The organism is Kitasatospora sp. NPDC029312 (assembly GCF_055569215.1).
In genome coordinates, this window is the sequence record NZ_JBVHXY010000052.1 from 1 (window position 1) to 23,568 (window position 23,568).

Below are 23,568 nucleotides of genomic sequence, written 5' to 3' on the forward strand. Positions count from 1 at the left end.
CCCCCCCCCCCCTCCCCCCCCCCCCCCCCCCCCCCCCCCCCCCCCCCCCCCCCCCCCCCCCCCCCCCCCCCCCCCCCCCCCCCCCCCCCCCCCCCGTGCCCGCCCGTACGGCGTCACGGCTCCTGGGGGAGCAGCACCCACAGGGCGAGGTAGAGCAGGAACTGCGGGCCGGGGAGCAGGCACGAGAGCAGGAAGATCAAGCGGACGGTCCACGGGGTCAGGCCGAAGCGCTCGGCGATCCCGGCGCAGACGCCGGCGATGACGCGGTTGTGGCGGGGACGGGCGAGGCGGGCACTCATGTCTGCTCCTTGGGCCGGGCCCGGTCCGGCTGGTCCGGCGGGCGTACTTCCATACTCGCCGTCCGACGGCCCGGAAACCTCCGCCCACCAGGCGATTCCCGACCCCGACGGGTCACCGGGGAGGCGTAGCCGGACGTCGGGGTCCGGCTCAGGGGAACCCTGAGGCCGAACGCCTCCGCGGGCCCGGGCCGACAGCCGCCCGGCCGCCACCCGGCCGCCGCCGGAGCGCCGCCGGGGTGCGAACGTCCGTTCGCACGGTGGTCCGACCAGAGGGATATGATTCCGCGGTCGCTGATCGGCGGGGGGCGGTCCGGCGGCACTTACCCGGCCGCAAACGACCCCTCACACCTGCGATTTCGCACTCTTCTCGGGCTCCGCCCGAATTCCTCGTGAGGTTCCGTTGCGCAGTCAGTCCCGCAGTCTCCTCGCGGTGGCCGCCGCTTCCGCCCTGGTCGCCGGTCTCGCCCTGGCCTCGGCCCCGGCCGTCTACGCGACCCCGACGACCGGCCCCACCGCACCGGGCTCCACCGGCCCGGCCTCCACCGCCCCCGCCCCCGCCCCCGCCCCCGCGCCGGCGCCGTACGGCACGGCCTCGCCCGTCACGATCACCACGACCGGCTTCCCGGCCGCGATCACGGCGGGCAGCACGATCGAGTTCGGCTCGACCCTCAAGAACACGGCCGACCACCAGATGGACGTCACGACCGATTTCGTCATCGCGACCGTCGGCGTCGGCGTGCGGGAGAGCCAGCTCAAGCTGCAGGTCCAGAAGCCGGGCAGCACCCAGTGGCAGGACGCCAAGCTCCGTCCGGGCTCCACCACCGGGGCGTGGTGGGAGCTCGACCCCTTCGCCACCCGGCTCCACCTGGCGGCCGGCGCCGAGGCCACCTACCGGCTGCGGCTGACCTTCGCCGCCGACGCCGCTCCCGGCCAGGCCTCCGCGGGGCTGACCGCGGTGGTCTCGGACCCGACGCTGCCGCCCGAGCAGCGCATCGGCCATGCCTCCGGCGGCACCCCGGCCTTCACCATCCTTCCGGTCGGCGGTCCCAGCACCCCGGCCCCGGTCGGACTCCCGGACGTCAAGGTCGAGGGCGTCCCCGCCTCCTTCACCGCCGGCGGCGAGGCGAAGCCGTTCACCGTGGTCTACAGCAACCACACCGGAACGGACCTCAGGGTCGTCCCGGCGATCGTCTTCCAGGGCGAGGGGCTGCTCCGCGCGGACATGGTCAGGCTCGAGTTCCAGACCCGGGCGGGCGAATGGATCGCGGGCACGCCGGACGGCTACGAACTCCCCAACAGCCAGCTGGCGGTGGAACTGCGCAGCGGCTCCAAGGAAGCCGACGTCATCCCGCTGCCCGACGGCCAGAGCCGGACGGTCGACCTGCGGCTCGCCTGGACCAAGGACGCCCCGGCAGCCGCCGAATCGGTCCTCGCCAACGGGTACAGCCTGGCCGGCCCGGGCGGGACCGAACGCGGGACCTCCAGCCCGAGGGTCGGCTTCCGGATCGAAGCCGCAGCGGGCTCCACCGCCCCGCCCCCGACTGCCCCGGCCGCCGAGCCGTCCACCGTGCCGGCCCTGCCGGCCGCGCAGCTCACCACCGGGGCACCGAGCCCGGCGGCCGCCACCACGCAGTCCGATCCGGGCTCCGGTGACAGCGCCCGGCCCGCCGCGGCCCCGGCCGCCGCGACCGACACCCGCCTGGCCTCCACCGGCGGCGGCCCCTCCTCCGCCCCGATGGCGATCACCGGCGCGACGGCGATCGCCCTCGGCATCGGCACCGTGGTCGTGGCACGCCGCCGCAAGGCCGCCGGGAACTGACCCGAGACGCCGGAAGGCCCGCCCGTCCCCCGCTGTGTCAGCGGGGGACGGGCGGGCCTTCCATCGTCGTAGGCGCGATCAGCCGGCCGGGTGCTGCGACGCCTCCGGCTGGCCGGGCTGGGCGTACGGGTTCCCCGCCACCGGCTGCGCGGGAACGGCCGGCTGGTACGGCGCGGCGCCCTGCGGCGGGACGGGCTGCCCGGTCTGCGGGGCGTTCGGGTTGTACGGAGCGGCCTGCTGCGCGTTGGGGTTGTACGGCGCGTTCGGGTCGTACGCCCCGACCGGCTGGGCCGTCGGCTGGTTCTTCGCGTTGCTGCGCTCGACGATCGCCTTCACCGAGGCGACGATCACCGCGACCGGCAGGATGAACGCCTGGAAGAAGATCCGGTACTCGCCGCCGTCGAAGACGAAGGCGAGGTAGTAGGCGTACCCCAGGAAGCCGAGGCCGACGAGCACGTTCAGGATCCGCATACCGGCCTTCAGCGAGCCGATCACGGCCCCGAGGGCCAGCATGATGGCGCCGCTGAGCGCGAGCAGGACGACGTACCAGGAGAACAGCGGCTCAGCGCCGAAGTCGAGATTATTCAAGGGGGGTTTTCCTGTGGGAGGAAGAAAAACGGCGGGAACCGTTCGGGGACGAGAGCGCACAGTACTAAAGGCGGCTGACATCCGTCGCCGCGTTTTCATCACGGTGTCGTTGCGCTGAGCTGGAACGGCAATTGACGAGGTGGGAAATGACTGGCTATGAGGTGCTGAGGGTCTTTTGCGGGCCTGGCGGGGAGTACGGCAATGAGCTCGGTGTGGTGCGTGAGGGTGCCGCCGTGCCGGGGCGGGCGGAGCGGCAGGCCGTCGCGGGTGAACTGGGTTTCAGTGAGACGGTGTTCGTCGATGACCCGGTGCGGGGTGAGGTCGACATCTACACTCCGAGCGTGCGGCTGCCCTTCGCGGGCCATCCCTGCGTCGGGGTGGCGTGGCTGCTCGGTGTGGACCGGTTGGTGACCGCTGCCGGGCCGGTCGGCGTCCGGCGCGAGGACGGGCTGACCCGGATCGCGGCCCGGCCGGAGTGGGCTCCGGGGCGCACTCTGCGGCAGTACGGTTCGGCGGCCGAGGTGGATGCGCTGCGGGTGCCGCCGCCCGGGGAGTGGGTCTACGCCTGGGCCTGGCAGGACGAGGCGGCCGGTACGGTCCGGGCTCGGGCCTTTCCCGGCCGGGGTGACGGGATCGACGAGGACGAGGCGACGGGCGCGGCCGCCCTGCTGCTGACCGCCCGGCTCGGGCGGGCGCTGACCATCACCCAGGGCCGGGGCTCACAGCTGATGACCGCGCCGCGGCCAGGTGGGCTGGTCGAGGTCGGCGGGCGGGTGGTGCGGGCGGGCGCTCAGCGGGCCGGGGGAGTGGGCTCCGCGTAGGCGTGCGGGCGGGCCGCGGGCGCGACGGTCACCGTCGGGGTAGTGGCGGCGGGTACCGGGCGGCCGGCCAGGACGGTGGCCCGCGGCGTCCGCGGCGTCGACCGGCGGCCGTCCCGCAGCAGGTGGCGCAGGCCGGGGACGAGGGCGACGTGGGCGATCACCACGCCGATCACGGCGAACAGTATGTGGTCCACGTTGAGGACGTGCCCGGGCGCCCAGGAGGAGAGGAACTCGAGGCCGGTCGCCAGCAGGGCGGAGACGCCGGTGGTGCGCAGGAAGGACGGCAGCCAGGGGGCCCGGACCCGGCCGCCGGCCAGGGGGAGCAGGACGCCGAGCGGGGCGAGCAGCAGGAGCTCGCCGGCCACCTGCCAGGCGGTGGAGGAGCGGAGCGAGGCGAGCGGGGTGAGGTTGGCGTCGTACACCCAGGCCACCGGCAGGGGTCTGAGCACCAGCCAGAGCGCCAGCGTCAGGTGGAGGGCCAGGCCCGCCAGTCCTGCCAGCCGGAGGGGACGGTGGACGGCCGTCGCCGGCTCCGTCTCGGTCCGTGCGCCGGAACGCTCGTCGCGTGTCCCGGGGGCCGTCCTCGGACTTCCGTCCGCCGGGCGGCGGGCCCCAGTGCCATCTCGCTGCACGGGGGGAAGGACGTGGACCGGTGGCACGGCGGTTCCCCGCCGGGCGTGAACATTTCCGGGCACGCTCCTTCGCGCCGCACTCTCACTTGCAGGGGGAGACTGTCGGCACCGCGCTGAACACGTTGTCGGGCGGCGGCGAGCCCGGCGCCACCGGGGTGCGCGAGGGGCTGGGGCTCGCGCCCGTCCGCGTGGCCGTGCCGCGGGCCGGCGTGGTGGCGGGCGCCGGGACCGACGGGGTGGCCAGGGCGGTCGGTACGTGCGGGGTGGTCGGGCAGGCCGTCCGGCTGGCGGGCGCGCCGGCGTCGACCGGCACGGCGGTCGGCCGGATGCCGCAGCCGGAGGCGAGTGCGAGCAGGAGCAGCACGCCGGCGGCGCGGTGCACGCTGGTACGGGTCGGGGGGGTCACGTGGTGTCCTTGTGCTCGGCGGCGTCGCCGGCGGGGCCGCCTTCGGCCTCGCCCGCGGACGGCGGGGGCGGCGGGGTCAGCGGGAGCGTCAGGGTGAACACCGCGCCGACCTCCCCGTTCGCCGCCGTGATCGTCCCCCCGTGGATCCGGGCGTTGGCCATCGCGATGGACAGCCCCAGGCCGCTGCCCTCGGAACGGGCCCGCCCCCGGTCGGCCTTGTAGAAGCGGTCGAAGACCAGCGGCAGCACGTCCTCCGGGATGCCGGGACCGCTGTCGGAGACCTCGACCACGACCGAGTCCTCGGTCTGCCGGACCTTGACCCGCACCGGCGAGCCGCCGTGCTTGAGGGCGTTGCCGATCAGGTTGGCGAAGACCACGTCCAGCCGGCGCGGGTCGACGACGGCCAGGATGCCGCGCGGGGCGTCCAGTTCGACCGCGTCGTACCAGGCGCGGCCGTCGATGCAGGACATGATCAGGTCGGCGATGTCCACCTCGTCGGCGACCAGTTTGGCGGTGCCGGCGTCGAACCGGGTCACCTCCATCAGGTTCTCCACCAGGTCGGACAGCCGCCGGGTCTCGCTCACCACGAGCCGTACGGCCGGCTCGATCATCGGGTCCAGCGACTCGGCCTCGTCCTCCAGGATGTCCGTCACCGCGGTCATCGCGGTCAGCGGGGTGCGTAGCTCGTGCGACATGTCGGCGACGAACCGTCGGCTCTGCGCCTCGCGCGCGCTCAGCTCCTCGACCTGCTCGTGCAGCGACTCCGCGGCCCGGTTGAAGGTCCGGGCGAGGTCGGCGAGCTCGTCCGAGCCCTCGACCTCCAACCGGGTGTCCAGGTGTCCCTGGCCGAGCCGCCGGGCGGCCTCGCCGAGCCGCTTGACCGGCCGCAGAACCGTCGCCGAGGCGGCCTGGGCGAGCAGCGCCGAGCCGATCAGCGCGAGCAGGGTCGCGATGGCCAGCGACCAGCTCAGCGTGTTGAGGTCGGCCCGCTCGTTCTCCAGCGACTTGAACACGTACGCCGTCGGCCCGTTCGGCACCACCTTGGTGCCGCCGATCAGGAACGGCCGGCCCTGCAGGTTCTGCCGCTGCCAGTACAGGTGGTACGGGTACGGGTTGGTCTCGCTGACCTCGCGCGGCTTGGCGACGGTGGACTGCAGCGCCGCCGGCACGTCGGCCAGCGTGTAGTGCGTCGGGTCCGAGGAGGCCGGGCACTCCGGGTGCGCCGAGTCGACCACCACCACGTCGTAGCTCAGTCCGGAGCTGGCCACGTTGGACGCCAGCGCGGCGAGGTCCGGGCAACTGGCGTTCAGCGGCAGCTCGGAGACGTTGCGGCTGAGCGAGACCCGGAAGTCGTTCAGCGCCGTGTCCTGGGCGCGCTTGAGCACGGCGTCGCGGTTGAGCCAGTACGCGATGCCGGAGGCCGAGACGGCGGCGAGCAGCGCGACCGCCGCGAATACCGCGATCAGCCGCACCCGCAGGGAGCGCAGCGTCCGCCACCGGCCCGCGGAGAACCGCCGGGCAGTCTGCTGTTGGTCAGTCACAAGAGCCTGTCGTCGTACGGGAGTTCAGAATGCCGGGGGTGAGTGGTCAGGCCGTCGGCGGATCCAGCCGGTAGCCGACGCCGCGCACGGTGCGGATCAGCGTCGGCGCGGACGGCACGTCCTCGACTTTCGCCCGCAGCCGCTGGACGCAGGCGTCCACCAGCCGGGAGTCGCCGAGGTAGTCGTGCTCCCAGACCAGTCGCAGCAGCTGCTGGCGGGAGAGCGCCTGCCCGGGCCGACGACTGAGCTCCAGCAGCAGCCGCAGTTCGGTCGGGGTGAGCTGGAGGTCCTGGCCGTCCTTGGTGACGGTCATCGCGGCCCGGTCGATCACCACGCTCCCGTAGGCGGAGGAGTCCGAGCTCTCCCGTTCGCCGCGCCGCAGCACGGCCCGGATCCGGGCGTCCAGGACGCGCGGCTGCACCGGCTTGACCACGTAGTCGTCGGCGCCGGACTCCAGGCCCACCACCACGTCGATGTCGTCGGAACGCGCGGTGAGCAGGATGATCGGCAGCTGGTCGGTGCGGCGGATCCGGCGGCACACCTCGAAGCCGTCGATGCCGGGCAGCATGACGTCCAGCACGATCAGGTCGGGCCGCTGCTCCTTGAAGAGCCTCAGACCGTCCTCACCGGAGGCGGCGGTGGCCACGCGGTGGCCCTGGCGGGTGAGGGCGAGTTCGAGGCCGGTCCGGATGGCGTCGTCGTCCTCGATCAGAAGGAGGAATGGCACGGCCCCATTTTGGCCCACGGGGAGCGTCGAATCACCCCCCGACCGGTCACCCTGCGCGCGGGAACCGGAAGGGCGGCCACCGGCGTCCGGTACGGAGGGAGCCGGACCGGGACGAAAGGCCCGCCCCTGTGACACCCCTGTGACAGTCGACGGACAGCGCCATCACAACCGCCGGGCAGGATTTTCCATGTCGCCGCAGGACAGCGGGCCGCAAGGGCCGGCTGGAGGGCGGCAACAGGAACCGCTCGTACCGACCCAGGGGGCGCACGATGAACGCCACGCTTCAGACCCGGACCAACCCGGCTCTCCGCACCGCGCGTTCCTCAGCGACCGCCCCTCGGACCCGGTACGAGGTCAGGACCGACGAGAACTCCGGTGCCGTGACCGTACGGGGGTGCGCGCACAGCACCGGTGGAAACCCTGTCGCCCGCCGGATGAGCGGCGGCGGCAGGACGGGGGAGCTGTACGGGATCGGCCGACTGGGGAGTGCGGCCGACTCCGCCACCACCCTCACGCTGCGGGGCATCCTCCCCGTCCGCGTCGAGGGCACGGACACCCCGGGGGGGACCAGGGGGACCGGGGGGAGCAACGGCCTGCGGACGGTCGGTTCGGGGGAATCGGCCGGTCGCGAGGCCGCCGGTGCGACGCTGCTGCGGCTGAATCCCGCACCGGCCCGCACCACCGAGGCGGGACAGGGAGACGCGCAGGGGGAGCACCCGGCCGTCGCGGAGGACCACATCACGGAGTTCACCGCGTACGTGCGCGAGCGCCGCGCCTCCCTGTACGCCACGGCGTACCACCTCACCGGTGACCGCTACGAGGCCGAGGACCTGCTGCAGAGCGCGCTCTTCAGCACCTACCGGGCCTGGGGCCGGATCACCGACAAGGCCGCGGTCGGCGGGTACCTCCGCCGCACCATGACCAACCTGCACATCTCCGCCTGGCGGCGCCGCAAGGTCAACGAGTACCCGACCGAGGAGCTGCCGGAGACGGCCGGCGACACCGACGCGATGGGCGGCACCGAGCTGCGCACCGTGCTGTGGCAGGCGCTGGCCAAGCTGCCGGAGAACCAGCGGACCATGCTGGTGCTGCGGTACTACGAGGGCAAGACCGACCCGGAGATCGCCGACGTCCTGGGGATCAGCGTCGGCACGGTCAAGAGCAGCATCTGGCGCGCGCTGCGCCGGCTGCGCGACGACGAGCACCTGAACAAGTCGGGCGACACCGCCCGGGCGTTCGGCGAGCTGGTCGCGTAGGGCGCACGGAGGACTCCCGTCGGGGGACGGGTAGCGGACGGTCGCGGTTCGGGGGCACCGACTCGGGGGAGCGGGTGCCCGTGGGGAGCCGAGAGCCGTTCGGGAAGGCGACGGGCCCGGTGCGGGGGAGACGCACCGGGCCCGTCGTCGTCGTCGTTTCATGGGCCTTCGGCCCGGCCGAGCGGCTCGGGGGCCGGTTCAGACGGCGGAGAGCTCCCGCCGTCCGGCCGCCGCGCGGACCCGCCGCTCGGCCTCCGGCCCGGCACACGGGTACGAGCCCAGCGCGACCTGCCGCCCGACGATGGAGCGCTCGGCCCGCATCAGCCGGTAGCCCCGGCGCAGCAGCACCGGCAGCGACTTGCGGCCCTCGCGGACGTCCCGGCGCAGCCGGCGCCAGGCCGTGGTGAGCGCGCCGTTGCGCAGGCAGAGGGCGTCGCCGAGCAGGCCCTCGGCGGCGCACTCCGCGACGATCTCGGCGGCGAAGATGCCCTCCGCGATGAACGCCGACGCGCCGCCCAGGTCCAGGGCCCGGGTGTCGATCCGGCCGTTGTCAGGGATCGAGTACACCGGCACGTCCGTGCACCCGTGCTCGTACAGCGCGCGGATCGCGGCGATGGCCTGGTCCCGGTGCCAGGCGAGCGGGGAGTCCCAGTCCACGGCGCCGTCGGGCAGCCGGGGCAGGGTGGGGTCGTCCCCGTCCTTGTAGAAGTCGTCCAGCTGGAGCACCGGCAGGCCGGTGCGCTCGGCGAGCGAGGACTTCCCCGATCCGGAGGGCCCGGAGAGCAGGATCACCCGGGCGCGGGCCGGCGGGGCGGGGTTCAGGGGGGAGTCACTCACGGGACACCAGTCTGACGCATGGCGGCCGGTTGCCGAAACCCGTGTGCCCGCCGGAACACCGACGGACCCGCGCCAGGGGGGGGAGAGGCGCGGGTCCGTCCAATGACCGTCCGGGCCCTGGGGGGGTGAGGGCACTGAGGACGGCCAGTCTGTGGAGTTGTTGCCGAACGGCGACGGAGGGTCAGATGCCCATCGGGTGCCAGACCGTCTTCGTCTCCAGGAAGGAGAGTAGCCGGTCCGTACCGGGCGCATTCGTCCAGTCCTGGGCGAACGGGTCCAGCTGCGGACGGACCACCCGCTTCAGGGTATCCGCGGCGGCCGCCTCCAGGGCGGGCGCCGCGCCGGGGCCGTCGGAGGCGATGGCCCCGGTGAGGTCCAGCGCGTTGACGTCCTGGTGGGAGGCCAGGGTGGGCGCGATGTCCGCGGTCTTGCCCGAGATGATGTTGACCACGCCGCCCGGGACGTCCGAGGTGGCCAGCACCTCGCCCAGCGACAGCGCGGGCAGCGGGGCGTCCGCGGCGGCCGCGACCACGACCGTGTTGCCGGTGGCGATCGCCGGGGCGATCACCGAGACCAGGCCGAGCAGCGAGTGCCCGTACCCGGCCTGCGGGGCGACGATCCCGACCACGCCGGTCGGCTCCGGGGTGGACAGGTTGAAGTACGGGCCGGCGACGGGGTTGGCGCCGCCCACGATCTGGGCGACCTTGTCCGTCCAGCCCGCGTACCAGACCCAGCGGTCGATCGCGGCGTCCACCAGCGCGGCGGCCTTCTTCGGGCCGATGCCCTCGGCGGCGGCCACCTCGGCGGCGAACTGCTCGCGCCGGCCCTGCAGCATCTCGGCCACCCGGTACAGCACCTGGCCGCGGTTGTAGGCGGTGGTGCCGGCCCAGCCCTTGACCGCCGCGCGGGCGGCCACGACGGCGTCGCGGGCGTCCTTGCGGGTGCCCAGCGGGGCGTTGGCGAGCCACTCGCCCTTCGAGTCAGTCACCTCGTACACCCGCCCGCTCTCGGAGCGCGGGAACTTCCCGCCGACGTACAGCTTGTAGGTCTTGAAGACCTGGATCCGCGCAGGGGCGTCAACACGCGTCGCGACATCAGACATCGAGGTAGGCCTCCAGACCGTGGCGGCCACCCTCGCGGCCGTAGCCCGACTCCTTGTAGCCGCCGAACGGCGAGGTCGGGTCGAACTTGTTGAAGGTGTTGGCCCAGACCACGCCGGCCTTGAGCTTGTCGGCCATCCAGAGGATGCGCGAGCCCTTCTCCGTCCAGATGCCGGCGGAGAGGCCGTACGGCGTGTTGTTGGCCTTCGCGACCGCCTCTTCGGGGGTGCGGAAGGTCAGCACGGACAGCACCGGGCCGAAGATCTCCTCCTGGGCGATCCGGTGGGCCTGGCTGACGCCGGTGAACAGGGTCGGCTTGAACCAGAAGCCGGTGCCCGGGAGCTCGCAGGCCGGCGACCAGCGCTCGGCGCCCTCGGCCTCGCCGGCCTCGGTCAGCGCGGTGATCCGGGCCAGCTGCTCGGCGGAGTTGATGGCGCCGATGTCGGTGTTCTTGTCCAGCGGGTCGCCGACCCGCAGGGTGCCCATCCGGCGCTTCAGGGCGTCCAGCAGCTCGTCCTGAATCGACTCCTGGACCAGCAGGCGCGAGCCCGCGCAGCAGACGTGGCCCTGGTTGAAGAAGATGCCGTTGACGATGCCCTCGACCGCCTGGTCGAGCGGCGCGTCGTCGAAGACGATGTTGGCGGCCTTGCCGCCCAGCTCCAGCGACAGCTTCTTGCGGGTGCCGGCCAGCTGCTTGGCGATCGCCCGGCCGACCGGGGTGGAGCCGGTGAAGGCGACCTTGTTGACGTCCGGGTGGGCCGTCAGCGCGGCGCCGGTGCGGCCGTCACCGGTGACGATGTTGACGACGCCCTTCGGCAGGCCGGCCTGGCGGCAGATCTCGGCGAAGCGCAGCGCGGTCAGCGGGGTGGTCTCGGCGGGCTTCAGGACGACCGTGTTGCCGGTCGCCAGCGCGGGCGCGATCTTCCACGCCAGCATCAGCAGCGGGAAGTTCCACGGGATGACCTGGCCGGCCACGCCCAGCGGCTTCGGGCTCGGGCCGAAGCCCGCGTAGTCCAGCTTGTCCGCCCAGCCGGCGTAGTAGAAGAAGTGCGCGGCGACCAGCGGCAGGTCGACGTCGCGGGTCTCGCGGATCGGCTTGCCGTTGTCGATCGACTCCAGCACGGCGAGCTCGCGGCTGCGCTCCTGGATGACCCGGGCGATCCGGAACAGGTACTTGGCGCGCTCGCTGCCGGGCAGCGCCGACCAGTCGGCGAAGGCCCTGCGGGCGGCGGCGACGGCGCGGTCCACGTCCTCGTCGGTGCCCTGGGCGAACTCGGCGAGCACCTGCTCGGTGGCCGGGTTGACCGTCTTCAAGGCCTCGCTGCCGGAGGAGTCGACGAACTCGCCGCCGATGAAGTGGCCGTAGGAGGTGGCGATGTCACCCGCGGCGGCGGGGGACTCGGGGGCCGGGGCGTACTCGAAGAGGCCGGACGTGCGCACGGGCTCCTCGGTGGTCTTCTTCTTGGCCATGGTGATCAGTCCACCGTCACGTAGTCGGGGCCGGAGTAGCGTCCGGTGGTGAGCTTCTGGCGCTGCATCAGCAGGTCGTTCAGCAGGCTGGAGGCGCCGAAGCGGAACCAGTGCGGGCTCAGCCAGTCGTCGCCGAGGGTCTCGTTGACCATCACCAGGTACTTCATGGCGTCCTTGGTGGTCTTGATCCCGCCGGCGGGCTTCACACCGACCTGGACGCCGGTCTGCGCGCGGAAGTCGCGGACCGCCTCCAGCATCAGCAGGGTGACCGGCGGGGTCGCGTTGACGGCGACCTTGCCGGTGGAGGTCTTGATGAAGTCGGCACCGGCCAGCATCGCCAGCCAGGAGACGCGGCGCACGTTGTCGTACGTCTGCAGCTCGCCGGTCTCGAAGATCACCTTGAGGTGGGCGGAGCTGCCGTCGGCGCGCTTGCACGCCTCCTTGACGGCGACGATCTCGTTGAAGACGTCGAGGTAGCGGCCGGAGAGGAAGGCGCCCCGGTCGATCACCATGTCGATCTCGTCGGCGCCCGCGGCCACCGCGTCGGCGGTGTCGGCGAGCTTGACCGGGAGGGCGGCGCGGCCGGCCGGGAAGGCGGTGGCCACGGAGGCGACCTGGATGTCGGTGCCGCGCAGGGCGTCCTTCGCGGTGGCGACCATGTCCGGGTAGACACAGATGGCGGCGACGCGCGGGGTGGTCGGGTCGGTCGGGTCGGGGGTCCTGCCCTTCGCGCACAGGGCGCGAACCTTGCCGACCGTGTCCGCGCCCTCGAGCGTGGTGAGGTCGATCATGGAGATCGCCAGGTCGATGGCGTTGGCCTTCGCCGTGGACTTGATCGAGCGGGTACCGAGGGTGGCGGCACGCGCCTCCAGGCCGACCTGGTCGACGCCGGGCAGGCCGTGCAGGAAGCGGCGGAGCGAGGCCTCGGACGCCGCAACGTCCGCGAGGCCGCTGCCCGCAACGCCGAGGGCATTGGCTGCAACAGTGGACATAGTCACCAGACCAGCATATCTACGCGCGTAGCCGACCGCTAGGGTGCCTGCCTTTCGTGGCCGGACCGAGACCTCCAGGTGGGGGGCATGGGGCAGAATCGACGCCATGACCGAATCCGACGGCAAGCCCCACCAGGGCTCGGCCGCCCCCGACGGGGAGCCCGAGTACGCGGACCGCGTGTACCGCTCCGTCCCCGGCGTCATCTCCGGCGTGTTCCTGCTGGCCGTCGCCGCCTGGGTGATCGGCGACGCGGTGGCGACCGGCACCGGGAAGACCCCGTTCATCGCCCTCGCGGCCGTACCGGTGTTCGCCCTCCCGGTGATCGCCTACACGCTGCGCCCGATGGTCCGGGCCGACGCCCGCCGCCTGCTCGTCCGCAACCCGTGGCGGACCATCACCGCCCCCTGGGCCTCGGTCGACGCCCTGCGCGCGGGCTACTCGGTCGAGCTCCTGGCCGGCGGCGGGAAGTACCAGGTCTGGGCCGTCCCGGTCTCGCTGCGCCAGCGCAAGCGCGCCAACCGCATCCGGACCACCGACGCCGCCGAGCACGCCTCCCGGATGGGCATGGTCTTCGGCCGCCAGAGCAACCCGGTCGTCCAGGGTTCGCCGGACCCGACCCGCGCCTGGTCGGACCAGGTCACCGACGTCCTCCAGGAGATGGCCGAGCGCAACGCCGACCGTCCCGCCGCCGCGGGCCCCCTGGTGGTCCGGTGGTGCTGGTGGATCATCGCGCCCACGCTGCTCGGGCTCGCCGCGCTGATCGCGGTGATCCTGGCCTGACCCGGGGGAACGCGTACGAAGACGCATACGAAAGGGCCCGCCGGCGCGTACCGGCGGGCCCTTTTCGGATCGCGGGGGCGGATCGGGGCGGGTCAGATGCCCGCGGCCCGGCCCAGGTCCCGCTTGATGGCGTCGAGGAGGTCGGCGGCGCGGCCGCGGGTGGCGGCGAGGTCGGCCGCGGAGGCGACCGGGAGGACGACCTCCAGGTAGCACTTGAGCTTGGGCTCGGTGCCGGAGGGGCGGACCACGATGCGGGCCGAGCGGACGGCCTCGCCGTCGAGGTAGTAGCGCAGGCCGTCGGTCGGCGGCAGGTCCGCGGAGCCGGCCGACAGGTCGTCGGCGCGGGTGACGGTCAGGCCCGCCAGGACGGTCGGCGGCTGCTCGCGCAGTCGGCGCATGGCGTCGGCGATCAGCGAGAGGTCCTGGACCCGCACCGAGAGCTGGTCGGTGGCGTGCAGGCCGTGCTCCAGCGCCAGGTCGTCCAGCAGGTCGGTCAGGGTGCGGCCGGACCGCTTGAGCGTCGCGGCGAGTTCGGCGACCAGCAGGGCGGCGGTGATGCCGTCCTTGTCCCGGACGCCCTGCGGGTCGACGCAGTAGCCGAGCGCCTCCTCGTAGCCGTAACGCAGGCCCTCGGCGCGGGAGAGCCACTTGAAGCCGGTCAGCGTCTCGGCGTAGTCCAGGCCCGCGGCCTCGGCGATCCGGCCGAGCAGGGTGGCGGAGACGATCGTGGTGGCGAAGGTGCCCTCGACCTTCTTGGCGACCAGCGCCGAGCCGAGCAGCGCGCCGACCTCGTCGCCGCGCAGCATCCGCCACCCGGCGGTGCCGTTGCCGCTGCCGGCCGCGTTGCCGTGGAGGGGGACGGCCACCGCGCAGCGGTCCGCGTCCGGGTCGTTGGCGATCACGATGTCCGGGCCGACCTCGGCGGCGGTGCGGAAGGCGAGGTCCATCGCCCCCGGCTCCTCCGGGTTCGGGAAGGCCACGGTCGGGAAGTCCGGGTCGGGCTCGGCCTGCTCGGCGACCACGGTGGGCGCCGGGAAGCCGGCCCGGCGGAAGGCGGCGACCAGGGTGTCGCGGCCGACGCCGTGCATCGGGGTGTAGACCACGTCCAGCTCGCGCGGGCTGTGGGCGTCGACGATGGAGACGGCACGGGTCAGGTAGGCCTCGACGACGTCCTCGCCGAGCACCTCCCAGCCGTCCTCGGCGCGCGGGACGTCGTCCAGCGAGCCGATCGCGTCGATCTCGGCGGCGATCCCGGCGTCGGCCGGCGGGACGATCTGCGAGCCGTCGCCCAGGTAGACCTTGTAGCCGTTGTCCTGCGGCGGGTTGTGGCTCGCGGTGACGGTCACCCCGGCGGCCGCGCCGAGGTGGCGGACGGCGAAGGCGAGCACCGGGGTCGGCAGCGGGCGCGGCAGCAGCGCGGCGCGCAGGCCGGCCCCGACCACCACGGCGGCGGTGTCGCGGGCGAAGTCGTACGACTTGTGCCGGGCGTCGTAGCCGATGACGACCAGGTCGCCCAGGTTCTCCTTCTTGACGTACGCGACCAGGCCGGCCGCGGCCCGGATCACCACGGCGCGGTTCATCCGCATCGGGCCGGCGCCGAGTTCGCCGCGCAGTCCGGCGGTGCCGAACTGCAGGCGGTCGGCGAAGCGCCCGGCGAGCTCGGACCAGGCGAGCGTGCCGTCCTCCTCGGCCTCCGGGGCCTCGGCCCGGGCCAGCAGGGCGGTCAGTTCCTCGCGGGTCTGCGGGTCGGGGTCCTCGGCCAGCCAGGTCCGGGCCCGGGCGAGGAGGTCGGTGGTGGGTGCCTGCGTCATGTTGCCAGCTCCATCGGGAAGTGCGTCGGTGTGTCGGCCTGAGGGTTCCGCGCAAGACGGGAAGAAGTGTGCACATGCGGACGGGGCCCGCGGGAAGGCGTGATCAGCGGATCACGCCGCCCGTGGGCCCCGTCACTCATGATTCTGCGCCCGGGAGGCGTCAGATCCGCTCCAGGACCTTCGCCAGCAGCTCGCCCATGCGCTCGGCGGAGGCCTTGCCGGCCTCCAGCACCTCTTCGTGGTTGAGCGGCTCACCGGTCATGCCGGCGGCCAGGTTGGTGACCAGGGAGATGCCGAGCACCTCGGTGCCGGCCTCGCGGGCCGCGATGGCCTCCAGGGTGGTGGACATGCCGACCAGCTCGCCGCCGATGACCCGGGCCATGTTGACCTCGGCCGGGGTCTCGTAGTGCGGGCCGCGGAACTGGACGTAGACGGCCTCGTCCAGGCTCGGGTCGACCTCGCGGCACAGCGCGCGCAGGCGCCTGGAGTACAGGTCGGTGAGGTCGACGAAGTTGGCGCCGACGATCGGGGAGTCCCCGGTCAGGTTGATGTGGTCGCTGATCAGGACCGGCTGACCCGGGGTCCAGCCCTGGCGGAGGCCGCCGCAGCCGTTGGTCAGGACGATGGTGGCGCAACCGGCCGCGGCGGCGGTGCGCACGCCGTGGACGACGGTGGCCACGCCGTGGCCCTCGTAGTAGTGGTTGCGGCCGAGGAAGATCAGGGCGCGCTTGTCGCCGATCTTCACCGAGCGGATCTTGCCGGCGTGGCCGGCCACGGCGGGGGCGGGGAAGCCCGGGAGCTCGGTGACCGGGAACTCGGCCACGGTCTCGCCCAGGGCGTCGGCGGCCGGCACCCAGCCGGAGCCCATCACCAGGGCGACGTCGTGCCGCTCGGCACCGGTCAGCTCGCGCAGGCGCTCGGCGGCGGCCTGGGCGGCGGCGTAGGGGTCGGCGGAGACGACCGACTGAGGAGAAGCGTTCACGGATCCGAGGATAGACGGGATTCGGCTACGCGCGTAGAAAATCCGCCGCGGCATGCCGGATCGTTACCCGGTTGACCCGAAAACACAGGTCGGTGGCGCTTTCCGGGCCGTCGGGCTTGTCGGTACGTACAGGAATCGGTACGTGCGGAACCGGTACGGGCGGGGACGAGGGCCGGTCCAGGGGGCCGGTGCTAACAGGGCCGGCGGCGCAGGTCCCGCACGTAGTCGTCCGGGGCCCCGGCGCTCTCGGCGGCGTCGGCGATCAGGCCGAGGTAGCGGGCTGCCGGCAGGCCGCCCTCGTAGTCGTTCAGCACGTACGTCCAGACCGGGATGTCGCCGTCCAGGGTCTGCGCCCGCAGCTTGATCTTGGTGTAGATGCCGAGCTGGACGCCCTCCCAGCGGTCCAGGCCCTCCTCGTCCATCGGGGCGATGTCGTAGAGGGAGACGAAGACCCGGTCCTTCTCGTCCTCGACGACGGTGGCCAGCGAGCCCTCCCAGCCGAGCTGCTCGCCGCCGAAGGTGAGTCGCCAGCCGTCCAGCCATCCGGTGCCGCGCAGCGGTGAGTGCGGGGCTCGGCGGGTCATCTGCCGGGCATCGAGGTTGGTGGCATACGCGGCGTAAAGGGGCATGGGGGCCAGCGTAGCCCGGTCGGCCCACGCTCCGGGGCGAGTGCCCGTCGGTACGCGGTCCAGTGTGGCTTCCTACGGAGCCCGGACCCCGTTGTGGCGGCCGTCCCGGCGTGCGGGACAATGGTGAGCGTGACTCGGATCGTGATCATCGGTGGCGGACCCGGCGGCTACGAGGCGGCGCTGGTGGCCGCTCAGCTCGGCGCGGAGGTGACCGTCGTCGACCGCGACGGTCTGGGCGGATCGGCGGTGCTCACGGACTGCGTGCCGTCGAAGACGCTGATCGCGACCGCGGAGGTGATGACCACCTTCGACAGCTCGTACGAGGAGCTGGGCATCACCGTCGCCCGGGACGGTGCCGACCAGGACGCCAAGGTCATCGGCGTGGACCTGGGCAAGGTCAACCGCCGGGTGAAGCGCCTGGCGATCGCGCAGTCCCACGACATCACCCAGTCCGTCACCCGCGCCGGGGTCACCGTGCTGCGCGGCCGCGGCCGGCTCGGCGGCGGCGGACAGGCCGTGGACGGCTCCCGCGAGGTGCTGGTGGACGGACCCGACGGCAGCGTGCAGTCGCTGCGCGCGGACGCCGTGCTGATCGCCACCGGCGCGCACCCGCGCGAGCTCCCGGACGCCCAGCCGGACGGCGAGCGGATCCTCACCTGGACCCAGGTCTACGACCTGGAGGAGCTGCCCCGCGAGCTGATCGTGGTCGGCTCCGGTGTGACCGGCGCCGAGTTCGCCGGCGCCTACCAGGCGCTCGGCTCCAAGGTCACCCTGGTGTCCAGCCGTGACCGGGTGCTGCCGGGCGAGGACCCGGACGCCGCCGAGGTGCTGGAGGACGTCTTCCGGCGCCGCGGCATGAACGTGATGAGCCGCTCGCGCGCCGAAACGGTCAAGAGGATCTCGGCACGGGCGGAAGGCACCCAGGGATCCTCCTCGCCCGAGGCGGGCGAGGAGGGATGGACCGGCGACCGGGTCGAGGTGACCCTCTCCGACGGCACGGTGATCGAGGGCACCCACTGCCTGATGGCGGTCGGCTCGATCCCCAACACGGCCGACATGGGCCTGGAGGAGGCCGGGGTCAAGCTCAACGACTGGGGCCAGATCCAGGTCGACCGGGTCTCCCGCACCAGCGCCCCGGGCGTCTACGCCGCGGGCGACTGCACCGGGGTGTTCATGCTCGCCTCGGTGGCGGCCATGCAGGGCCGGATCGCGATGTACCACGCGCTCGGCGACGCGGTGCAGCCGCTGAACCTCAAGACCGTGGCCTCCAACGTCTTCACCGACCCGGAGATCGCCACCGTCGGCTACACCGCGGCCGACGTGGAGTGCGGCAAGATGGACGCCGTCGTGGTCAAACTGCCGCTGCGCGGCAACCCCCGGGCGAAGATGCAGGGCATCCGGGACGGCTTCGTGAAGCTGTTCTGCCGGCCGGGCACCGGCATCGTGGTCGGCGGCGTGGTCGTCGCCCCGCGGGCCAGCGAACTGATCCACCCGATCTCGCTCGCGGTGGACGCCAATCTGACGGTCGAACAGGTGGCCAGCGCCTTCACCGTCTACCCGTCCGTCTCCGGCTCGACCGCCGAGGTCGCCCGGCAGCTGCACATCCGCAAGCGGGCCGCCGGCGAATCCTGAGCCCGAGACACGAAGTTGGGGGCGGCTGCCGATCGGCGGCCGCCCTTCGCGCATGACGGGGCCTCACCCGGACAGCGGGCGCAGTCCCGGGTTGTTGACGGCGCGTATTGTACGGTCACGCGCCGCTCGTGGGTGAGCAATTCCCGCTACCAGCTGCAAACGCCTGAAAGCAGACGGTCACGCAGGTTACCGTCGGTTCTGTGTTTGCAGCAGAACGTCGCCAGTTGATCCTCGAAATGGTGCGCGCCAACGGAGCGGTCTCGCTCCGGGAGTTGGCCCGCGTCGTCCAGACCTCCGAAGTGACCGTGCGCCGTGACGTGCGGGCGCTGGAGGCAGAAGGGCTCCTCGACCGCCGGCACGGCGGCGCGGTGCTCCCCGGCGGCTTCAGCCGCGAACCCGGTTACCCGCAGAAGACCCACCTGTCCGCGGCGGAGAAGAGCGCCATCGCGGACCTCGCCGCCGGACTGGTGGAGGAGGGCGACGCGGTGGTGGTCGGCGCCGGCACCACCACCCAGGAGCTGGCCCGCCGGCTCGCCCGGGTGCCCGGGCTGACCGTGGTCACCAACTCGCTGCTGGTCGCCCAGGCGCTGGCGCACGCCAACCGGGTCGAGGTGGTGATGACCGGCGGCACCCTGCGCGGCTCCAACTACGCGTTGGTAGGCAGCGGGGCCGAGCAGTCGCTGCAGGGGCTGCGGGTCACCAAGGCCTTCATCTCCGGCAGCGGGCTGACCGCCGAGCGCGGCCTGTCGACCGCGAACATGTTGTCCGCGAGCGTGGACCGAGCACTGGTGCAGTCGGCCGCCGAGGTCATCGTCCTCGCCGACCACACCAAGCTCGGCGCGGACAGCATGTTCCAGACCGTCGCCACCGAGATGATCACCCGGCTGGTCACCGACGAGCAGGCCACCGCCGACGACGCGACCGCCAGGGAGCTGGACGCGCTGGCCGACTGCGGGGTCCAGATCGACCTGGCGCCGTTCGGTGCGGCCCCCGCCGGGGACGCCCCGGTGCACGGCACCGGCAGCGGGCCCGTCCACCAGACCCAGCCCGGCCCGATGGGCCGCCGCCCCGCCCCGGGCCCCGGCGGCGCCCCGCTGCCCGGCCAGCGGCGCCCCGGCACCCACGGCGGGCCGGCCGGCCCGGGTGGGATGCCGGTCCGGCTGGCGGAGCTGGGCATGCAGCGGGGGCGCTGAGCCCTTCGCCCCGTACGGTGGGGAAACCCGACCGGTCCGCACCCCTCGAAAGGAGTACGGACCGGTCGAAAGATTGACAGACCGTGCGGTGGCCAGCCGGACCGCCCGGGCCTCGGCCCGGATCAGGCCGGTTGATCACCGGCGAACCTGATCCGGGTCGGCGCGTGACCCGGGTCAGAGCGTGATCGGGGTCAGTCCTTGATCTCGCACAGCGCGGCGCCGCTGCTGACGCTCCCGCCCACCTCGGCCTTGAGGCCGACGACGGTGCCCGACTTGTGGGCGTTCAGCGGCTGCTCCATCTTCATCGCCTCCAGGACCACGATCAGCTCGCCCTCGGCGACGACCTGGCCCTCCTCGACGGCGACCTTGACGATGGTGCCCTGCATCGGCGAGGCCAGGGTGTCGCCGCTGACGGCCGAGCCGGCCTTCTTGGCGCCCGCCCGGCGCTTGGCCTTGGTGGCACCCGCCGCACCGGCCGCCGGGGCCGCCGCGGCGCCCAGCGAGGACGGCAGCGAGACCTCGATCCGCTTGCCGCCGACCTCGACGACCACGGTCTCCCGGGTCTCCGCCTCCTCGCCCTCGCCGGCCGCGCCCGCGAAGGGCGGGATGGTGTTGTCGAACTCGGTCTCGATCCAGCGGGTGTAGATCGTGAACGGCTCGTCGCTGCCGTGCACCTCGGGCGCGAACGCGGGGTCGGTGACGACGGCCCGGTGGAACGGGATGGCGGTGGCCATGCCCTCGACCTTGAACTCGTTCAGCGCGCGGCGGGCCCGCTCCAGGGCCTGCTTGCGGTCGCGGCCCGAGACGATCAGCTTGGCCAGCAGCGAGTCCCAGGCGGGGCCGATGACCGAGCCGGTCTCGACGCCGGAGTCCAGGCGCACGCCCGGGCCGGACGGCGGGGCGAACAGCGTCACGGTGCCGGGCGCGGGCAGGAAGCCCCGGCCCGGGTCCTCGCCGTTGATACGGAACTCGAAGGAGTGGCCGCGCACCTCGGGGTCGCCGTAGCCGAGCTCCTCGCCGTCGGCGATCCGGAACATCTCGCGGACCAGGTCGATCCCGGTGACCTCCTCGGTGACCGGGTGCTCCACCTGCAGACGGGTGTTGACCTCCAGGAAGGAGATCGTGCCGTCCTTCGCCACCAGGAACTCGCAGGTCCCGGCGCCCTCGTAGCCGGCCTCCTTCAGGATGGCCTTGGACGCGCGGTACAGCTCGGCGTTCTGCTCCGGGGTCAGGAACGGCGCGGGCGCCTCCTCGACCAGCTTCTGGTGCCGGCGCTGCAGCGAGCAGTCACGGGTGGAGACGACGACCACGTTGCCGTGCTTGTCGGCGAGGCACTGGGTCTCCACGTGCCGCGGGTTGTCCAGGTAGCGCTCGACGAAGCACTCGCCGCGGCCGAAGGCGGCGACCGCCTCGCGCACCGCGGAGTCGTACAGCTCCGGGATCTCCTCCAGCGTGCGGGCGACCTTGAGGCCGCGACCGCCGCCGCCGAAGGCCGCCTTGATGGCGACCGGCAGGCCGTGCTCCCGGGCGAAGGCGACGACCTCGTCGGCGCCCGAGACCGGGTCCGGGGTGCCGGCCACCAGCGGGGCGCCGGCGCGCTGGGCGACGTGACGGGCGGTGACCTTGTCACCGAGGTCGCGGATCGCCTGCGGCGGCGGGCCGATCCAGGTCAGACCCGCGTCGAGGACGGCCTGGGCGAACTCGGCGTTCTCCGACAGGAACCCGTACCCGGGGTGGACGGCGTCGGCGCCGGAGTCCTCGGCGGCCTTGAGGACCTTGGCGATGTCCAGGTAACTGGTGCCGGGGGTGTCACCGCCCAGCGCGTAAGCCTCGTCGGCCGCGCGGACGTGCAGCGCATCCCGGTCCGGCTCGGCGTAGACGGCGACGCTGGCGATACCGGCGTCCGAGCAGGCCCGGGCGACGCGGACGGCGATTTCCCCGCGGTTGGCGATGAGCACCTTGCGCACTGTGGCTCCCTTCTTGAACCTCGTTGAGTTTATGGATTCCTGGGCGGTACCGGCGAGTAGCCCCAGGTTGTGAACTATCCCACACGCTCGGTGATGGGAAATCCGGTCCCGATCACGGTGCGTTGGCGACCGCGCAGGTCGCGGCCGGTGCGGTGCGGCCGGAGCGGTCGACGGTGGGTGACCGGGCGGCGGCGTGGCGGGACGGTGTCATGGAACACACCTTCCCGCAGCCCGCTTAAGCCGGGGTCGAGGCGGGCGCGGGGCGTCGCAGGGCGTCGGCGGTCACGTCGGCGGCGAGTTCGACCATGTCCGGCCCGTACGCGGCCGGGTTGACCACCCGCAGGACGAGCGCGAACGTGCCGTTCCGGCCGTACCTGCGGGCGAGTTCGCGGTGGTGGGCGACCAGGTAGCGCACTCCGGCCTGGTTGGCGATGCCGGTCTGGCCGGCTATCAGGAACACCGGGCGGCCGCCGTCCGGGGTGGCGATCCGGGCCAGCAGGGTGTGCGCCTGGTCGTGGTCGGCGCGGAAGTCGTGGTCGCCCGCCACGATCACGTTGCTGCCCGGGCCGGGGCCGGAGGTGACCAGCACGCCCGGCAGGCCCCAGGCCAGGTGGGCGGCCGCCCGCTCGTTGCTCACCGGGCCGCCCAGGCAGAGCTCGGTCTTGACGCCCAGACCGCGGTGCGCGGCGTCGTGGGCGACCAGTTCGGCCCGGGCGCCGCACTCCTCGACCAGCCCGGCCAGCCACATCAGGGCGTAGGCGTCCCAGCGGGTCACGGTGTGCTCGTGCGAGCCCGTCCCGATGCTGCGGGGCACCACGATCAGGCACTCGCTGCCGGACGGCAGTCCGAGGAAGGCCCGCATCCGCTCGGCCCTGCGGCGCCGCCGCAGGGCCTGGGCGAGCCAGCCCAGGGCGGCGCTGATGGCGCTGGCCACCAGGCCGAGCACCACGTTGAGCACGCTGTCGGTCATCGCCGCGTTCCCTCCCCGTTCGAGCGCTCAGCTTAGGGCGTGTCTGACATTTCCCGCCGGGCGCGCGACGCGAATTGTCGGACACGGCCTGAGGCGTCCAACCGGGGACGGCGGCAGGTCACTTGGTCCACAGGTCGGTGATCCGCAGGTCCAGGTCGGCGAGCAGGCGGCGCAGCAGCGGCAGGGACAGGCCGATGACGTTGCCCGGGTCGCCGTCGATGCCGTCGATGAACGGGGCCGAGCGGCCGTCCAGGGTGAACGCCCCGGCCACGTACAGCGGTTCGCCGGAGGCCACGTAGGCGGCGATCTCCTCGTCGTCCGGGGTGCCGAAGCGGACGGTGGTGGAGGCGGTCTCGGAGGACTGGCGGCCGGTCGCGGTGTCGATCACGCAGTGGCCGGTGCGCAGTACGCCGGCCCGGCCGCGCATCGACTGCCAGCGGGCCAGCGCCTCGGTGGCGTCGGCGGGCTTGCCGAGGGCCTGGCCGTCCAGCTCCAGGACGGAGTCGCAGCCGATCACCAGCTCGCCGCCGGTGAGTCCGGCGGCGACGGCCTTGGCCTTGGCCTCGGCGAGGACGAGGGCGAGTTCGGCCGGGGTGGCGGCGCTGATGGCGTCCTCGTCGACGCCGCTGACCACCACGTGCGGGTCGAGCCCCGCCTGGCGCAGCAGGCCGAGGCGGGCGGGGGAGGCGGAGGCGAGGACGAGGGGGCGCTGGTCGGTCATGTCCACCAGGGTAGGGGCTGCCGGTGTCCGCCGTTCGGGTGAACGCTTCAGGTGAACGACCGGGAGATCATGATCAGGACGGCGCCCACCAGCACCAGGGCGGCGAGCACCTTGCCGGCCCGCTGCATCCGTTCCTGCATGCGGCGGGCCTCGGGCGAGGGCTCATCGCGGGGGTCTGACCAGAGCACCCGTCCAGAGTGCGCCGCTCCCGGGCCGGGCGCCTGAGTATCCGTACTCAGGTTCCGGCCGGGGCCGGTGTCACCGGCCGGCCCCGGGCCGTTCCCGGAGGCGAGCGGAGGAACGACGGCGGGGGGGGGGGGGGGGGGGGGGCGGCGCCTTCGAGGCGTGGGGGCGGTGGTGTGTTCCCCAACGAACGGACGAGTGATGGGAGCAT

General features: G+C 73.3%; 23 protein-coding genes. 6 read left to right on the forward strand and 17 right to left on the reverse strand.

Features of this window, described 5'->3' with window-relative positions; all coding sequences use genetic code 11:
* Positions 1–113 precede the first annotated feature (113 nt).
* A complete protein-coding gene (locus ACZ4WV_RS30735; protein ID WP_350735952.1) occupies positions 114–299 on the reverse strand; it encodes a PspC domain-containing protein in 186 nt (61 codons plus the stop codon).
* Between the two features lie 430 nt (positions 300–729).
* On the opposite strand from ACZ4WV_RS30735, the gene ACZ4WV_RS30740 reads away from it, so the two are divergent.
* Entirely contained in the window at positions 730–2,118 is a 1,389-nt protein-coding gene (locus ACZ4WV_RS30740; RefSeq protein ID WP_465751914.1) for a hypothetical protein, read from the forward strand.
* Positions 2,119–2,196: 78 nt separating this feature from the next.
* On the opposite strand, the gene ACZ4WV_RS30745 is transcribed toward ACZ4WV_RS30740, so the two are convergent.
* Positions 2,197–2,706, reverse strand: coding sequence for a hypothetical protein (locus ACZ4WV_RS30745; RefSeq protein WP_465751915.1), 510 nt, complete (start codon positions 2,704–2,706; stop codon positions 2,197–2,199).
* A gap of 146 nt (positions 2,707–2,852) precedes the next feature.
* Between ACZ4WV_RS30745 and ACZ4WV_RS30750 the strand changes: the two genes are divergently transcribed.
* Positions 2,853–3,527: a PhzF family phenazine biosynthesis protein gene (locus tag ACZ4WV_RS30750; RefSeq protein WP_465751916.1), complete on the forward strand. Its 675-nt coding sequence runs from the start codon at positions 2,853–2,855 to the stop codon at positions 3,525–3,527.
* Here ACZ4WV_RS30750 and ACZ4WV_RS30755 read toward each other — a convergent pair.
* From ACZ4WV_RS30755 to ACZ4WV_RS30770, 4 genes are all read right to left on the reverse strand, one after another.
* Positions 3,497–4,027 carry a VanZ family protein gene (locus tag ACZ4WV_RS30755; RefSeq protein ID WP_465751952.1) on the reverse strand — a complete coding sequence of 177 codons (531 nt, stop codon included), beginning with the start codon at positions 4,025–4,027 and terminating at the stop codon, positions 3,497–3,499. The genes ACZ4WV_RS30750 and ACZ4WV_RS30755 overlap by 31 nt on opposite strands.
* 214 nt (positions 4,028–4,241) lie before the next feature.
* The gene (locus ACZ4WV_RS30760) at positions 4,242–4,565 is read right to left on the reverse strand and encodes a hypothetical protein (RefSeq protein ID WP_465751917.1); all 324 of its coding nucleotides are present in this window, start codon (positions 4,563–4,565) and stop codon (positions 4,242–4,244) included.
* Positions 4,562–6,106, reverse strand: a complete 1,545-nt coding sequence (locus tag ACZ4WV_RS30765; protein WP_465751918.1) for an ATP-binding protein — start codon at positions 6,104–6,106, stop codon at positions 4,562–4,564. The genes ACZ4WV_RS30760 and ACZ4WV_RS30765 overlap by 4 nt, the downstream gene beginning before the upstream one ends.
* 46 nt (positions 6,107–6,152) lie before the next feature.
* On the reverse strand, positions 6,153–6,833 hold the full coding sequence (locus ACZ4WV_RS30770) for a response regulator (protein WP_465751919.1): 681 nt from the start codon (positions 6,831–6,833) through the stop codon (positions 6,153–6,155).
* Between the two features lie 434 nt (positions 6,834–7,267).
* Between ACZ4WV_RS30770 and ACZ4WV_RS30775 the strand changes: the two genes are divergently transcribed.
* Positions 7,268–8,089, forward strand: coding sequence for a SigE family RNA polymerase sigma factor (locus ACZ4WV_RS30775; RefSeq protein ID WP_465751953.1), 822 nt, complete (start codon positions 7,268–7,270; stop codon positions 8,087–8,089).
* A gap of 198 nt (positions 8,090–8,287) precedes the next feature.
* Here ACZ4WV_RS30775 and ACZ4WV_RS30780 read toward each other — a convergent pair whose 3' ends face one another.
* From ACZ4WV_RS30780 to deoC, 4 genes are all read right to left on the reverse strand, one after another.
* Positions 8,288–8,926, reverse strand: a complete 639-nt coding sequence (locus ACZ4WV_RS30780) for an ATP-binding protein (RefSeq protein WP_465751920.1) — start codon at positions 8,924–8,926, stop codon at positions 8,288–8,290.
* A gap of 181 nt (positions 8,927–9,107) precedes the next feature.
* Positions 9,108–10,028: an aldehyde dehydrogenase family protein gene (locus tag ACZ4WV_RS30785; protein ID WP_465751921.1), complete on the reverse strand. Its 921-nt coding sequence runs from the start codon at positions 10,026–10,028 to the stop codon at positions 9,108–9,110.
* Positions 10,021–11,496, reverse strand: coding sequence for an aldehyde dehydrogenase family protein (locus tag ACZ4WV_RS30790; protein WP_465751922.1), 1,476 nt, complete (start codon positions 11,494–11,496; stop codon positions 10,021–10,023). The genes ACZ4WV_RS30785 and ACZ4WV_RS30790 overlap by 8 nt, the downstream gene beginning before the upstream one ends.
* 5 nt (positions 11,497–11,501) lie before the next feature.
* Entirely contained in the window at positions 11,502–12,488 is a 987-nt protein-coding gene (gene deoC, locus ACZ4WV_RS30795) for a deoxyribose-phosphate aldolase (RefSeq protein ID WP_465751923.1), read from the reverse strand.
* A 106-nt stretch (positions 12,489–12,594) separates the two neighbouring features.
* Here deoC and ACZ4WV_RS30800 point away from each other — a divergent pair, with 106 nt between their 5' ends.
* Entirely contained in the window at positions 12,595–13,269 is a 675-nt protein-coding gene (locus tag ACZ4WV_RS30800) for a PH domain-containing protein (RefSeq protein ID WP_465751924.1), read from the forward strand.
* Between the two features lie 92 nt (positions 13,270–13,361).
* Here ACZ4WV_RS30800 and ACZ4WV_RS30805 read toward each other — a convergent pair whose 3' ends face one another.
* The 3 genes from ACZ4WV_RS30805 to ACZ4WV_RS30815 all read right to left on the reverse strand — a co-directional run bounded on the left by ACZ4WV_RS30805 (position 13,362) and on the right by ACZ4WV_RS30815 (position 16,691).
* On the reverse strand, positions 13,362–15,080 hold the full coding sequence (locus ACZ4WV_RS30805) for a phospho-sugar mutase (RefSeq protein WP_465751925.1): 1,719 nt from the start codon (positions 15,078–15,080) through the stop codon (positions 13,362–13,364).
* Between the two features lie 160 nt (positions 15,081–15,240).
* Positions 15,241–16,062, reverse strand: coding sequence for a purine-nucleoside phosphorylase (locus tag ACZ4WV_RS30810; RefSeq protein WP_465751926.1), 822 nt, complete (start codon positions 16,060–16,062; stop codon positions 15,241–15,243).
* A gap of 191 nt (positions 16,063–16,253) precedes the next feature.
* On the reverse strand, positions 16,254–16,691 hold the full coding sequence (locus ACZ4WV_RS30815; protein ID WP_465751927.1) for a gamma-glutamylcyclotransferase family protein: 438 nt from the start codon (positions 16,689–16,691) through the stop codon (positions 16,254–16,256).
* Positions 16,692–16,811: 120 nt separating this feature from the next.
* Here ACZ4WV_RS30815 and ACZ4WV_RS30820 point away from each other — a divergent pair, with 120 nt between their 5' ends.
* Positions 16,812–18,323 carry an NAD(P)H-quinone dehydrogenase gene (locus ACZ4WV_RS30820; protein WP_465751928.1) on the forward strand — a complete coding sequence of 504 codons (1,512 nt, stop codon included), beginning with the start codon at positions 16,812–16,814 and terminating at the stop codon, positions 18,321–18,323.
* 236 nt (positions 18,324–18,559) lie between these two features.
* Positions 18,560–19,516 carry a DeoR/GlpR family DNA-binding transcription regulator gene (locus tag ACZ4WV_RS30825; RefSeq protein ID WP_465751954.1) on the forward strand — a complete coding sequence of 319 codons (957 nt, stop codon included), beginning with the start codon at positions 18,560–18,562 and terminating at the stop codon, positions 19,514–19,516.
* 191 nt (positions 19,517–19,707) lie between these two features.
* On the opposite strand, the gene ACZ4WV_RS30830 is transcribed toward ACZ4WV_RS30825, so the two are convergent.
* The 4 genes from ACZ4WV_RS30830 to mmpB all read right to left on the reverse strand — a co-directional run bounded on the left by ACZ4WV_RS30830 (position 19,708) and on the right by mmpB (position 23,362).
* Positions 19,708–21,483: an acetyl/propionyl/methylcrotonyl-CoA carboxylase subunit alpha gene (locus tag ACZ4WV_RS30830; protein ID WP_465751929.1), complete on the reverse strand. Its 1,776-nt coding sequence runs from the start codon at positions 21,481–21,483 to the stop codon at positions 19,708–19,710.
* A 235-nt stretch (positions 21,484–21,718) separates the two neighbouring features.
* A complete protein-coding gene (locus tag ACZ4WV_RS30835) occupies positions 21,719–22,453 on the reverse strand; it encodes a hypothetical protein (RefSeq protein ID WP_465751930.1) in 735 nt (244 codons plus the stop codon).
* 118 nt (positions 22,454–22,571) lie between these two features.
* Entirely contained in the window at positions 22,572–23,174 is a 603-nt protein-coding gene (locus ACZ4WV_RS30840; protein WP_465751931.1) for a nucleoside triphosphate pyrophosphatase, read from the reverse strand.
* Between the two features lie 47 nt (positions 23,175–23,221).
* The gene (mmpB, locus tag ACZ4WV_RS30845) at positions 23,222–23,362 is read right to left on the reverse strand and encodes a morphogenic membrane protein MmpB (RefSeq protein ID WP_181970605.1); all 141 of its coding nucleotides are present in this window, start codon (positions 23,360–23,362) and stop codon (positions 23,222–23,224) included.
* Positions 23,363–23,568 lie beyond the last annotated feature (206 nt).

Excerpts from the sequence above, each read along its gene's own strand:
- ACZ4WV_RS30815 (WP_465751927.1), bottom strand. The coding sequence starts at position 16,691 with ATGCCCCTTTACGCCGCGTATGCCACCAACCTCGATGCCCGGCAGATG.
- ACZ4WV_RS30790 (WP_465751922.1), bottom strand. The coding sequence starts at position 11,496 with ATGGCCAAGAAGAAGACCACCGAGGAGCCCGTGCGCACGTCCGGCCTC.
- ACZ4WV_RS30825 (WP_465751954.1), top strand. The coding sequence starts at position 18,560 with ATGGTGCGCGCCAACGGAGCGGTCTCGCTCCGGGAGTTGGCCCGCGTC.
- ACZ4WV_RS30820 (WP_465751928.1), top strand. The coding sequence starts at position 16,812 with ATGGTGAGCGTGACTCGGATCGTGATCATCGGTGGCGGACCCGGCGGC.
- deoC (WP_465751923.1), bottom strand. The coding sequence starts at position 12,488 with ATGTCCACTGTTGCAGCCAATGCCCTCGGCGTTGCGGGCAGCGGCCTC.
- ACZ4WV_RS30735 (WP_350735952.1), bottom strand. The coding sequence starts at position 299 with ATGAGTGCCCGCCTCGCCCGTCCCCGCCACAACCGCGTCATCGCCGGC.
- ACZ4WV_RS30805 (WP_465751925.1), bottom strand. The coding sequence starts at position 15,080 with ATGACGCAGGCACCCACCACCGACCTCCTCGCCCGGGCCCGGACCTGG.
- ACZ4WV_RS30835 (WP_465751930.1), bottom strand. The coding sequence starts at position 22,453 with ATGACCGACAGCGTGCTCAACGTGGTGCTCGGCCTGGTGGCCAGCGCC.
- ACZ4WV_RS30800 (WP_465751924.1), top strand. The coding sequence starts at position 12,595 with ATGACCGAATCCGACGGCAAGCCCCACCAGGGCTCGGCCGCCCCCGAC.
- ACZ4WV_RS30775 (WP_465751953.1), top strand. The coding sequence starts at position 7,268 with ATGAGCGGCGGCGGCAGGACGGGGGAGCTGTACGGGATCGGCCGACTG.
- ACZ4WV_RS30750 (WP_465751916.1), top strand. The coding sequence starts at position 2,853 with ATGACTGGCTATGAGGTGCTGAGGGTCTTTTGCGGGCCTGGCGGGGAG.
- ACZ4WV_RS30785 (WP_465751921.1), bottom strand. The coding sequence starts at position 10,028 with ATGTCTGATGTCGCGACGCGTGTTGACGCCCCTGCGCGGATCCAGGTC.
- ACZ4WV_RS30840 (WP_465751931.1), bottom strand. The coding sequence starts at position 23,174 with ATGACCGACCAGCGCCCCCTCGTCCTCGCCTCCGCCTCCCCCGCCCGC.